Origin of the sequence: Agrobacterium sp. T29, assembly GCF_006970545.1 — a bacterium.
Classification (GTDB): Bacteria; Pseudomonadota; Alphaproteobacteria; order Rhizobiales; family Rhizobiaceae; genus Agrobacterium; species Agrobacterium leguminum.
In genome coordinates this window covers 2,139,498-2,151,588 of the sequence record NZ_CP040641.1, presented here as the reverse complement: position 1 = coordinate 2,151,588, position 12,091 = coordinate 2,139,498, and the positions used below count along the sequence as shown (strand labels likewise).

Below are 12,091 nucleotides of genomic sequence, written 5' to 3'. Positions count from 1 at the left end.
GACTCTCCCTTGCCACTCCCACAGCAACCATCTTGCACAATCGATATTGCCAAGTTGCACAATCGATGGTGCAATAACCATATCATGAAGCGCCCTTCCGTCAAGGGGATGTGTGCTCTAATAATTGGAATCAGTTGGGGAGATCACAGTGACGGGTATAACTTCCAAGAAAGCCACCATTTATGACTTGTCGATATTGTCGGGCGCATCAGCCTCGACAGTGAGCGCGGTGTTGAACGGATCGTGGCGCAAACGGCGGATTTCGGAGGAGACTGCCGATAAGATTCTCTCCCTCGCCAAGGCGCATCGCTACACCACCAACCTGCAGGCCCGCGGCCTGAGGAGTTCGAAATCCGGTCTCGTCGGGCTTCTGGTGCCCATTTATGACAACCGGTTCTTTTCATCGATGGCGCAAACATTCGAAGGGCAGGCGCGCAAACGCGGCCTGTCGCCCATGGTGGTCTCCGGGCGGCGCGATCCCGAGGAAGAACGCCGCACCGTGGAGACCCTGATCGCCTATTCGATCGATGCCCTCTTCATTGCGGGCGCGACCGATCCCGACGGCGTGCACCAGGTCTGCGCCCGCGCAGCACTGCCGCATGTCAATATTGACCTTCCCGGCAAATTTGTACCCTCCGTCATTTCCGACAACAGGCACGGTGCGGAAATACTGACATCGGCGATCCTTGCCCATGCGGAAAAAGGCGGGCCTCTCGGCCTTGACGACGTCATCCTGTTCGGCGGTCATGACGACCACGCCAGCCGCGAGCGTATCGACGGCTTCCACGCCGCCAAGGCCGCTTATTTCGGGGCGGAAAGCGGAGACGATATCGAGATCACCGGCTATTCACCGCATATGACGGAGCTGGCCTTCGAACGTTTCTTCGAGCGCAGGGGCCGCCTCCCCCGCTGTTTCTTCGTCAATTCATCGATAAATTTCGAAGGCCTGCTTCGTTTCATGGGGCGTCATGATGGCGAGGCCTTCGGCGACATCGTTGTCGGCTGTTTCGACTACGACCCGTTCGCATCCTTCCTTCCCTTCCCGGTCTATATGATTAAACCCGATATCGCGCAGATGCTCGAAAAGGGTTTCGAACTGCTGGAAGAGAACCGGACCGAGCCGGAAGTCACCATCATCGAACCGAAGCTCATCCCCCCGCGAACCGCTCTCGAAGGCCCGCTCGACGACATATGGGACCCGGTTGCATTGCGTCGCATGGCGAAGTGATAGCGCGAAATCCCGCTTGACCTCAACTGCGCTTGAGGTCGTACCGATTGCATGGTGCTCACCATTGCAACGGGACAACGATGATCGAAAAACTCATGAGGATGCTGGAAGACGGACGGGACAGTCCGCTCCTGCGCTTTTCAATCGCAAAGACGCTCAAGGTGGCCGGGCAGTTCGAAGATGCCGCGCTTCATCTCCAGGAGGCCGTCCGGCAGGACCCAGACTATTCGGCGGTCTGGGCCGAACTCGGCGAATGTCGCGCACGGCTGGGAGATGATGACGGCGCCATTGCGGCATGGGTGGAAGGCATCGCGGTGGCCGTCAGGCGTGGCGACATTCAGGCAAAGAGGCAGATGGAGGTCCGGCTGCGACGTTTGCGGTCACGCGCCCTGAAGGGTGTCAGTTGACGAGAACCTCCACCCATATTGTCAAATCGGATTACTATCTGTCCTGACCCGGAGAAAGGTCCGGCCCGCCTCCATGAAACGGGCCGGGCGTTTTTACGGCTGCGGCTTATCGGATCGCCAGAACCGATGAAGCTCGGCGACATTGCCGCTGGTCATGAGCGGCATTGCCGCCTTCAGCCGCGCCGCCGGCCAATCCCACCATTTCATCTCGAGCAGCATGGCGATGCTGTCGTCATCGAACCGCTTGCGGATCGTTTTCGCGGGATTGCCGCCGACGATGGCATAGGGTTCGACATTCTTCGTCACCAGCGCCCGCGTTCCGATCACGGCGCCATCGCCGACCGTGATGCCGGGCATGATGATCGCTTCCGAGCCTATCCAGACATCGTTGCCGATGACGGTATCGCCCGCCGGCAGATAGCCGTTGCCGGCATTCTCGAATTCCGGCACCTCCGGCATGAAGAAGAACGGGAAGGTGCTGATCCACTCGTTACGATGGCCCTGATTGCCGGCCATGATGAAGGCGGCGCCCGAACCGATCGAGCAGAAGCTTCCGATCACCAGCCTGTCCGCGCCCTCATCCGGCAGCAGATAACGGGCGCAATCCTCAAAACTATGGCCGTGATAATAGCCGGAATAATAGCTGTATTTCCCGACCACGAGGTTCGGGCTCCTGACCTGCTTGTCAAGCGTGATGCCCCGGAACGGGCTTTCGAAGTAATTTTCCATTGGAGTAATCTCACTGCATATGTTCGCATTCGCTTGCCTTCAGACAAGCCGACGCCGAGCGCCAAGCCTGTCGGCCTTTCGCTCGATGCTCCTCGCGCGGCGGCGGGAGCTAGATGCAGATGATACTCGAGGCTTTTATCATTCTGCCTGGTTACCGCAAAAAGGGGCGAAGGCCAAGCCGAGACATGTCTCCAGTCTTCAATGGTCTGGTCGGAGCACCGCCGGCCCATAAAAAACAGCGGAGATTTCTCCCCGCTGTCCGCGTTCATTCGGCATTTTCAGTGCATCGCCAGCGCGGAGCCTGTAGCCCACGCACCGCGATAATCACGACCTCAGTAATGGACCGACTGCGAATCGATCGGCGTTACCTTCGGGGGCGCGAACTTCGTCAGGTCGATGCCTTCGACGGCAGAGCGATATTCCTCGATGCTCGGCGTGCGGCCGAGGATGGCCGAGAGCACCACGACCGGGGTGGAGGCCAGAAGCGATTCACCCTTCTTTTCAGCCGTATCTTCCACCACGCGACCCTGGAACAGGCGGGTCGAGGTTGCCAGAACCGTGTCGCCCTTTTCGGCCTTTTCCTGGTTGCCCATGCACAGGTTGCAGCCCGGGCGTTCGAGATAGAGAATGTTCTCGTATTCCGTCCGGTTGGTGGTTTTCGGCTTCAGATCATCGAACTCGAAGCCCGAATATTTCTGCAGGATTTCCCAGTCGCCTTCCGCCTTCAGTTCATCGATGATGTTGTAGGTCGGTGCGGCGACGACGAGCGGCGCCTTGAACTCGACCTTGCCTTCGGACTTTTCGATGTTCTTCAGCATCTGGGCGACGATCTTCATGTCGCCCTTGTGCACCATGCACGAACCGACGAAACCGAGATCGACCTTCTTGGTGCCGCCGTAATAGGAGACCGGGCGGATCGTATCGTGGGTGTAGCGTCGCGACACGTCGTTGTTGTTGACGTCAGGGTCGGCGATCATCGGCTCGTCGATCACGTCCAGATCCACGACGACTTCGGCGAAATATTTCGCATTGTCATCGGGCTTCAGCGCCGGCTTTTCGCCCGAGCGGATTTCGGCAATGCGCTGATCCGCCTTGGCAATCAGGCCCTTGAGCGTCTGGGCGGGGTTATCCATGCCCTTGTCGATCATGATCTGGATGCGCGACTTGGCGATTTCCAGCGATTCGATCAGCGTTTCGTCCTGCGAGATGCAGATCGACGCCTTGGCCTTCATTTCGGCCGTCCAGTCGGTGAAGGTGAAGGCCTGATCGGCGAGCAGCGTGCCGATATGCACTTCGATGATGCGGCCCTGGAAGACGTTGTCGCCATGCTGCTTCAGCATCTGCGCCTGCGTGGCGTGCACCACGTCGCGGAAGTCCATATAGGGCTGCATCGTGCCCTTGAAGGTGACCTTGACCGACTGCGGGATCGGCATGGTCGCCTCGCCCGTTGCCAGCGCCAGTGCGACGGTGCCGGAGTCAGCGCCGAAGGCAACGCCCTTGGACATACGAGTGTGGCTGTCGCCGCCGATGATGATCGCCCAGTCATCCACGGTGATGTCGTTTAGCACCTTGTGGATCACGTCCGTCATGGAGTGATAGGCGCCCTTCGGATCGCGTGCGGTGATGACGCCGAAGTTGTTCATGAAGGACATGAGCTTCGGAATATTCGCCTGTGCCTTCTTGTCCCAGACGGAGGCCGTGTGGCAGCCCGACTGGTAGGCGCCATCCACCAGCGGCGAAATGACGGTGGCCGCCATCGCTTCCAGTTCCTGCGCGGTCATCAGACCGGTCGTATCCTGCGAGCCGACGATGTTGACCTTGACGCGAACGTCGGAGCCGGCGTGCAACACCTTGCCAGGCGTCACGCCAACGGCGTTGCGATTGAAAATCTTCTCGACGGCCGTGAGGCCCTGGCCTTCGATCGAAATTTCCTTGTTCGGTGCAAAGACAGGGGTCGCCTCGACGCCAAGCGTTTCAGCGGCAAAAGTCTGGAGCTTCTTGCCAAAGACGATGGCGTAGGAGCTGCCCGCCTTCATGAATTCCATCTTCTGGGGCGTGAAGGACGAAGCGAGGTCGACCAGCTCGGTGCCGTTTTCGTCCCGCAGCTTGCGATTCTTGGCGTCGATCTTGAGGACCGTGCCGGTCTCGACCGAATATTTCTGCTCGAGGATGGGGTTGCCGTCATTGTTGAGGATCGGCTTGCCGTCTTCGCCGAGCTTCTTCACCCAGTTTTTCAGGTTGATGCCGATGCCGCCCGTCACATCGACGGTGGTGGCGAAAATCGGCGAGATGCCGTTGGTGCCGGCGACGATGGGGGCGTAATTGACGAAGGGCACATAGGGGCTGGCCTGCTTGCCGGTCCACAGCGCCACGTTGTTGACGCCCGACATGCGCGACGAGCCGACGCCCATCGTGCCCTTTTCGGCGATCATCATCACCCGCTTGTCCGGATGCTGCTTCTGCAGCGCGACGATTTCCGCCTGCGCTTCCGGCGAGATCATACACTGGCCGTGCAACTGGCGGTCCGAGCGCGAATGCGCCTGATTGCCGGGAGACAGGAGGTCGGTGGAAATATCGCCTTCGGCGGCGATGAAGGTGACGATCTTGATCTCGTCTTCGACATCCGGAAGCTTGGTGAAGAATTCGGCCTTGGCGTAGCTTTCCAGTACGTCCCTGGCGATGGCGTTGCCAGCCTTGTAGGCGTCGCGCAGGCGGAACATATCGGCATCGTAAAGGAACACCTGCGTCTTCAGCACTTCGCCGGCCTCAGCGGCAATCGCAGCATCGTTGCCGAGCGCGATATCGAGCAGCACCTTGATCGACGGGCCGCCCTTCATGTGCGACAGCAGCTCCAGCGCGAATGAAGGCGCGATCTCCGTCACGACGACTTCGCCGAGGATGATCTGCTTCAGGAAGGCCGCCTTGACGCCGGCGGCGCTCGTGGTGCCCGGCAGGGTGTTGTAGATGAAGAATTTCAGGGCATCAGCGCGGTGCTCGCTGCCCGCATCCTTGATCAGCTCGATAATCTCGGCCGTCAGTGCACCGTCATCGATCGGCTTGGGCGCGAGACCCTGTGGTTCTCTGCTTTTGATTTCAGCCAGGTAATCCAAGTAAAGGTTCATCGCAATCCCAACGTCATGATGTCTATGGGGCCGAACACAGCGTCACCGAACGGTACTGTTGATCGGCCCGGGTTTCTATCGATTTCGAGTACGCCAACCGGGGCCGGCTGACAAGATGTCGCATTTCAGTAAAAAACTCGTAGACGGGATTTAGCGTCGATCCTGTGCTTTGCAACCACGTCGCGACACTTTTGATTGTGGCGCCCGCTGCATTTCAGCCAGTGGTTTTTCAGGCATCCCCCATTAAGGATTTATTAACCAAATCGGTACGAGTATTAGATTATTCTAATTACCCGTTATTGGCGTAATTCCATGTTGCGCATCGAAAAATCAGCAGCGCAGCAGCTTGGGGAGGCAGCATGAAGTTTGCAGCATCAGGCTATTTATTATCATTTGCGGCACTGGTCCTCACACCGGCATCGGGTGTCGCGCAGGTTGCCACGACGAATTTCAACGTCCAGATCACCATTCAGGCGGCGTGCCAGATCAATTCCGCCGGCAACCTCAATTTCGGCACGAACGGTGTGATCGGTAGCAATATCGATGCGACCAGCGATATTGTCGTGCAATGCACCGCCAGCACTCCCTTCAGCCTGGGTCTCAGCGCCGGTGCCGGCTCTGGAGCGACGGTCGCCAACCGTCTGATGACATCGCCTGCGGGCGCGACCATTTCCTACTCGCTTTATACGACTGCGGCACATAGCACGGTGTGGGGGAACACCGTGGGAACGGACCGGCAAACGGGAACCGGAACCGGCGCGCCGCAGACATTCACTGTCTATGGGCGCGTACCTGCCCAAACGACACCCGCGGTCGGCGTCTATACCGATACGGTGACGGCCACGCTCAACTACTGATCGCCACAGGGAGGATCGCGCATGCGTGTTTTTACCTTAGCGGCTGCGTTTTTTGCCGGTTTGAGTGTTTCACCTTCACAGTCTGCATCGCTACGGGTCGCACCCGTGCTTCTGGATCTTAAAGCGCCCACGGCGGCCTCCAGCCTCCGCATCTGGAACGATGCGAAAACCCCGATCAACGTTCAGGTCAGGATATTCCGCTGGACCCAGCAGAATGGGCAGGACGTCTATACGGCGGCGCAGGACGTCGTCGCCAGCCCGCCGATGACGCAACTGAAGGGAGGCGCGGAAAACCTCATCCGTATCGTCCGGCTTTCCAAGGCGCCGCTGCGGGCCGAAGAGAGTTACCGCGTCATTGTCGACGAATTGCCGCCGGCGGGAAGACCGCAATCCGGCACGGTCAATCTGGTGGTGCGCCACTCCATACCCGTTTTCTTCTCACCCGCCTCCACAGGCGATGCGGAACCGGCCTGGAAGGTAACGCCGCAGGGCAATGGCTACCGGGTCTCGGTGTCCAACACGGGCGCAAAGCGGATAAGGATCGCCAACCTGATGCTTTCCGGTAGCAACGGACAGGCGATTGCCCGGCAGCAGGGGCTGGTGGGATATGTGCTTGGCGGATCCGCCGCAAGCTTTGTGGTTCCGGCAACGGGCGGCAGAAAAGGCGGCGGCACGCTGAAGATTTCGGCAGACAGCGAAGGCGGCCCCGTCAATGCGACGGCGCGCGTCTCGGGCGGCTGATCTCGCCGTTTTGACGATTGCCGCTCTGACGGTCATTTCATCGGGCAATTTCTCCGTGGCGCAGGATATACCCCCTGCGGCGCAACCGGCCTCTTTTGCCGCAAAAGAAGCGGGACAATTGCAGCTCGAAGTCTACATCAACGATGTTTCGACAGAACTGATCGCCACATTTCGTCAAAACGACGCCGGATCGTTTCTCATCGAGCCGGAACAGCTCACCAATATCGGGATTTCCCCGGTTGAAAGCGCTGCCGGCGACGATGGCTGGATCGATATTTCCCGGCTGCCGGATGTGGTGGCACGTTACGATGAAGGCACCCAGTCCATGCATTTCACCCTGCCGATGGCGGCGCGGGCAAACAGGGTGATCGACGCCTCCGGCAAGATTGCGCAGAAGCAAGACGAAGAGACCCGGGAAAAGGCCACGAGCGATTTTGGAGGTCTGGTGAATTACACGATCTATGGTTCCTCCGGCGGCAACAAATGGTCGGATATCGCCGATTTCAACGGTGTCTCGGCCCTTTTGGAAAGCAGGGCCTTCGGTCCGCTCGGCGTGCTGTCCTCATCGCAGGTTCTGAGCACATCGCGCCTGTCGGAGTTCGATACCCAGCGCCTCGATACCACCTGGAGCTATTCGGACGAGGACACACTGACGAGCTATCGGGCCGGCGATCTCATCACCGGCGGGCTGAGCTGGACACGCCCGACGCGGCTGGGCGGCCTGCAGATACGCCGCAATTTCGACCTGCGGCCGGATATCGTCACCATGCCGATGCCGGAATTTGCCGGTTCCGCAGCCGTGCCCTCCACCGTCGACGTCTATGTCAACAATGTCCGCCGCCTGTCGCAGGATGTTCCCGAAGGGCCGTTCTCCATCACCAATCTCCCTGTCATCAGCGGCGCGGGCAATGCGCGGCTGGTGGTGCGGGATGCGCTGGGGCGCGAAACCGTGTCCGAAACGCCCTTTTATGCTTCACCGGATCTGCTGGCGCAGGGCCTCATCGATTTTTCGGCCGAGCTTGGCTTTGCCCGGCGCAATTACGGAACCTCGTCATTCGATTACGATGACAGACCGCTGGGGTCTGCGACGCTGCGTTATGGCGTGTCGGACAGCCTGACGCTGGAAGGCCATGCGGAAGGCGGCGAGAATTTCTACAATATCGGCTTTGGCGGCGTCTTCACCCTTGGAGCGCAGGGATTGGCGGCGGTTTCGGGCGCATCGAGCCGCTTTGGCGCGGAAAGCGGTTATCAGCTTTCCGCAAGCGTCGAAGCGGAATTGCTGGGGGTAAAATTTCACGCACGGTCGCAAAGGACATTCGGCGATTATCACGATATGGCCTCCGTCTCCGCCGACCTGTCCGATATCCGCACGGTATCCGGACTGCTGAGCGCGCGGCCGCCGCGTGCCCTCGACCAGATTTCCGTTTCCACCCAGCTCGGTTTCGATGAGACCAGCCTCAATTTCTCCTATACGGAACTCGAAACCTTCGATGAAAGGCGATCCCGGCTGCTCGGCCTTTCCGCCACGCGGCCGTTCGGCGAGAACGGCAATATCTTCATCACCGCCTATAAGGACCTTGAGGACAATAAATCCTACGGCATCTTCGCGGGCCTCTCCTGGTCGTTCGGCGGCGGCGTCTCCGGCTCGGCCGGCATGTCGTCGGATGCGGATGGATATTCGCTGACGGCCGAGGTCGGAAAATCCGAAGAGCAGGCCGAGGGAAGTTATGGCTGGCGCCTGCGCGGCTCGACCGGCGGCAACGATATCGCCTCCGTTTCCGGCAGTTACCGCGGCAGTGCCGCGCGCGTTTCGGCCGGCGTCGACCAATTCAACCGCACGACACAGGCCTATGCGCAGATCGAAGGATCGATAGCGCTCGCCGGCGGCGATGTCTTTGTCGGCAACCGGATCGATGACGCTTTCGCCGTGGTGGATGCGGGCGCGCCCGGCGTCGATATCCTTTTGGAAAACCGCCCCATTGGCCAGACCAACCGCCGCGGCAAGATATTGCTTCCGAACCTGCGTTCCTATGACGTCAACAACATCACGCTCGACCCGAGCAATCTTCCGGTCGACGCCCGCATCGACCGGACGAAACAGACCGTCAGGCCGACGCAGCAGGCCGGCGCGGTGGTCAATTTCAAGGTTGAAACCGAGGGTCAGGTGGCGCTGGTGACGCTGAAAGACGAGAGCGGCGAATTCATCGAAACCGGATCGACCGGCAAAATCGACGGCAAGCGCGATTTCATCGTCGGTTATGACGGACAGGCCTATCTCGACAATATCAGCGAAACGCATCGCCTCCGCATCATGCAGCCGACGAAGGGCGAATGCGAAGCGCAGATCACCGTGCCTTCTGCCGGCAATTCACGCGCAACTTTCGAAACCACATGCAGGAGCATTCCATGAAGGTCCTGACCCGTACCGCCCTTGCCATCGCCGCTGTCCTCTCGGCTTCACCGGCACTGGCGCAAAGCTGCACCTTCAGCATGTCGGACATGAATTTCGGCTTCGTCAATCTCGCAAGCGGCAGCGCCGTGGACACAACGGCGACATTGTCAGTCACCTGCTCCAACCCCTTGTCGCTGGCGCTTTCCATCCGCATCTGCCCCAATATCAATGCCGGAAGCGGCGGGCAGTCGGGCGGCATCCGTCGCATGCTTCAGGGCAGCAACATCCTCAATTACCAGCTCTACCAGAACGCGGCGCGGACAACCTCATGGGGATCGGTCACGCAGCCCGCACTCGGCTCGCCTCCGCCAATCGACATGGCGCTGCCGCTCCTGATCAACACCACGAGCCGCACGGTCTATGGCCGGATCAACGCCGGTCAGGCCTCGGCAGCGCGCGGCCTTTATCTTTCCAGCTTCGCCGGCGCGGAAACGAGCTTCACCTATACGAGCTTTACCCTGCTCGCACCGAGCTGCTCTTCCGTGACCCAGAACCCCACGCAGGTGCCGTTCAACGTGTCGGCCGCAGTGGCGCCCACATGCATCATCTCGGCCCAGAACATCGATTTCGGCAGTCACGGCGTGCTGAACACGGCAGTCAATGCGACCGGAGCGATCAATCTGACCTGCACCACCAATCTAAACTACAGTGTGGCGCTCAATGGCGGCCTGAGCAACAGCCCGCCAGCCACGCGCCAGATGGTGCAGGCGGGCGCATCGATAACCTATGGTCTCTACCGCGACGTGAACCGCACGAATGTCTGGGGAAGTGCGGCGGGCGAGATCGCCACCGGCACCGGAACGGGCAGCCTGCAGACATTGACTGTCTATGGCCGCGTCCCGGCGCAGAACACACCAGCCCCGGGAAACTACTCCGATACGGTCGTCGTGACGGTGAATTACTGAGAGATCGAACACACCTCTTCCCCGCCAAATTCCAGCCGCCTCTCGATGCCAATGGCGGCGAGGAACGCCTCATCGTGGCTCACGACCAGCAAGGCGCCGTCATAGGCCTGAAGGCCAGCCTCCACGGCCGTGATGGAATCGATATCCAGATGGTTCGTCGGTTCATCGAGGATCAGCAATTGCGGAGGCTGCGGGCCTCCCAGAACACAGGCGAGACCGGCCCTGAGCATCTGCCCGCCCGAGAGCGTTGCAACGATCTGCAAGGCGGCATCGGCACGAAACATGAAGCGCGCAAGCGCGGAGCGGCAGGCATTCTCCCCGGCCTTAGGGTTAAGCCGAAGGAAGTTGTCGCGAATGGACAGGCTCGCATCGAGCAGGCTGACCTGCTGGTCGAGAAACACGGACTTCACCCCGACATGCACCGCGCCTTCGAATGGCGGCAAGTCCCCGGTGATCACCGAAAGCAGCGTCGTTTTTCCAGACCCGTTCGGACCGCTGACGGCAACGCGTTGCGGCCCGATGATCTCGAAGGACAAATCGCGAAGCACGGGGTGTTCGGCCTGATACCCGGCGGTCAGATTTTGCAGGCTGAGAACGGTCTTTGTCGCGTGCAGCCCGCTGGGCGGCAATGTGACACTGACGCCCTGCAGGATTTCGATCCGCTCACGCGCCGTCTTCAGGTCTTCGGTCGCCGCGGCCGTCAGGCGGCTGGCCAGATTGGCATTGTCGCCGCTCGTCTTTTCGGCACGCCTCTTCATCGCACCGACAAGGATGCGGGGCATATCTCCCCTCGCCGCTTTTGCAGCCCCCCTGCTATCGCGGCGGGCCTTGCGCTCCAGCGCCTCCTGCGACCGGCGCCTGACATCCGACAGACGTTTTTCCGCATTCGCGAAGTCCTGTTCGGCGGCGGCCAGTTCCAGCGCTTTTTGTGCCCGATAGTGGCTCCAGTTGCCGCCGTAACGGGTGGCACCGAGCGTGGTCATTTCCACAATCGCATCGAGGGTTTCGAGAAGCTCCCGATCATGGCTGACGACGATCGCTCCGCCGCGCCAGCCCGCCAGAAAATCGGCAACGAAAATGCGTCCGTCCCGGTCGAGATTGTTGGTCGGTTCGTCGAGGATCAGGAAATCCGGCGCGGCATGGATTTGAGCTGCAAGTGCGGCCCGCGTGCGCTGTCCGCCGGACAGCGCCGAAAGCGGTGTGGAGGGCAAGGCATCCAGCCCGACCTGCGCGAGCGTCCCGGCAATTCTCTCCTCCAGCATCCAGTCGATGTCTTCAAGCTCTTCCAGAGTGGCCGTTCCCGCCTGCGCACGGGCAAGCACCTCCAGCGCATCGCGCGCTTCGAACAGATCGGCGACGGTCTCGTCGGACACGACCTGCACACTCTGGCGCAGAAGATTGACGCTGCCCGAGACGGACACCGCGCCCGCGGACGGCGACAGTTCGCCGGCGATCAATTTCAGAAGCGTCGTCTTGCCGACGCCGTTGCGCCCGACGAGGCCGGTGCGTTCGGGTCCGAAGCGAAGATTGATGTTAGAAAAGAGCGGATGACCGTCAGGTGTCGACCACGAGAGGTCCGAGAGAGTGATGGAATGCGGCATGGATATGGGTTCCCCTGATGACAAGGCGTTGCGGCTTTGTGATCGGGTG

General features: G+C 60.3%; 9 protein-coding genes. 6 read left to right on the top strand and 3 right to left on the bottom strand.

Annotated features, from left to right (window positions below; translation table 11 throughout):
• The first annotated feature begins 148 nt into the window (after positions 1-148).
• Positions 149-1,228, top strand: a complete 1,080-nt coding sequence (locus tag FGF54_RS24850) for a LacI family DNA-binding transcriptional regulator (RefSeq protein ID WP_142781509.1) — start codon at positions 149-151, stop codon at positions 1,226-1,228.
• An 80-nt stretch (positions 1,229-1,308) separates the two neighbouring features.
• Complete coding sequence (locus FGF54_RS24845) at positions 1,309-1,635, top strand: tetratricopeptide repeat protein (protein ID WP_142781508.1); 327 nt, start codon at positions 1,309-1,311, stop codon at positions 1,633-1,635.
• A gap of 93 nt (positions 1,636-1,728) precedes the next feature.
• Here the strand turns inward: FGF54_RS24845 and catB are convergent, their stop codons facing one another.
• Positions 1,729-2,364: a type B chloramphenicol O-acetyltransferase gene (gene catB / locus FGF54_RS24840; RefSeq protein ID WP_142781507.1), complete on the bottom strand. Its 636-nt coding sequence runs from the start codon at positions 2,362-2,364 to the stop codon at positions 1,729-1,731.
• Positions 2,365-2,696: 332 nt separating this feature from the next.
• A complete protein-coding gene (locus FGF54_RS24835; protein ID WP_142781506.1) occupies positions 2,697-5,486 on the bottom strand; it encodes a bifunctional aconitate hydratase 2/2-methylisocitrate dehydratase in 2,790 nt (929 codons plus the stop codon).
• 359 nt (positions 5,487-5,845) lie between these two features.
• Here FGF54_RS24835 and FGF54_RS24830 point away from each other — a divergent pair, with 359 nt between their 5' ends.
• The 4 genes from FGF54_RS24830 to FGF54_RS24815 are packed head-to-tail and all read left to right on the top strand — an operon-like array spanning position 5,846 to position 10,441.
• Positions 5,846-6,343: a spore coat U domain-containing protein gene (locus FGF54_RS24830; RefSeq protein WP_003521650.1), complete on the top strand. Its 498-nt coding sequence runs from the start codon at positions 5,846-5,848 to the stop codon at positions 6,341-6,343.
• A 21-nt stretch (positions 6,344-6,364) separates the two neighbouring features.
• Positions 6,365-7,084, top strand: coding sequence for a molecular chaperone (locus FGF54_RS24825; protein WP_142781505.1), 720 nt, complete (start codon positions 6,365-6,367; stop codon positions 7,082-7,084).
• Positions 7,056-9,494 carry a fimbria/pilus outer membrane usher protein gene (locus FGF54_RS24820; RefSeq protein WP_142781504.1) on the top strand — a complete coding sequence of 813 codons (2,439 nt, stop codon included), beginning with the start codon at positions 7,056-7,058 and terminating at the stop codon, positions 9,492-9,494. The genes FGF54_RS24825 and FGF54_RS24820 overlap by 29 nt, the downstream gene beginning before the upstream one ends.
• A complete protein-coding gene (locus tag FGF54_RS24815; RefSeq protein ID WP_142781503.1) occupies positions 9,491-10,441 on the top strand; it encodes a spore coat U domain-containing protein in 951 nt (316 codons plus the stop codon). The genes FGF54_RS24820 and FGF54_RS24815 overlap by 4 nt, the downstream gene beginning before the upstream one ends.
• On the opposite strand, the gene FGF54_RS24810 is transcribed toward FGF54_RS24815, so the two are convergent.
• On the bottom strand, positions 10,435-12,042 hold the full coding sequence (locus tag FGF54_RS24810; RefSeq protein WP_142781502.1) for an ABC-F family ATP-binding cassette domain-containing protein: 1,608 nt from the start codon (positions 12,040-12,042) through the stop codon (positions 10,435-10,437). The two genes, FGF54_RS24815 and FGF54_RS24810, sit on opposite strands and share 7 nt — an antisense overlap.
• Between the last annotated feature and the right edge of the window lie 49 nt (positions 12,043-12,091).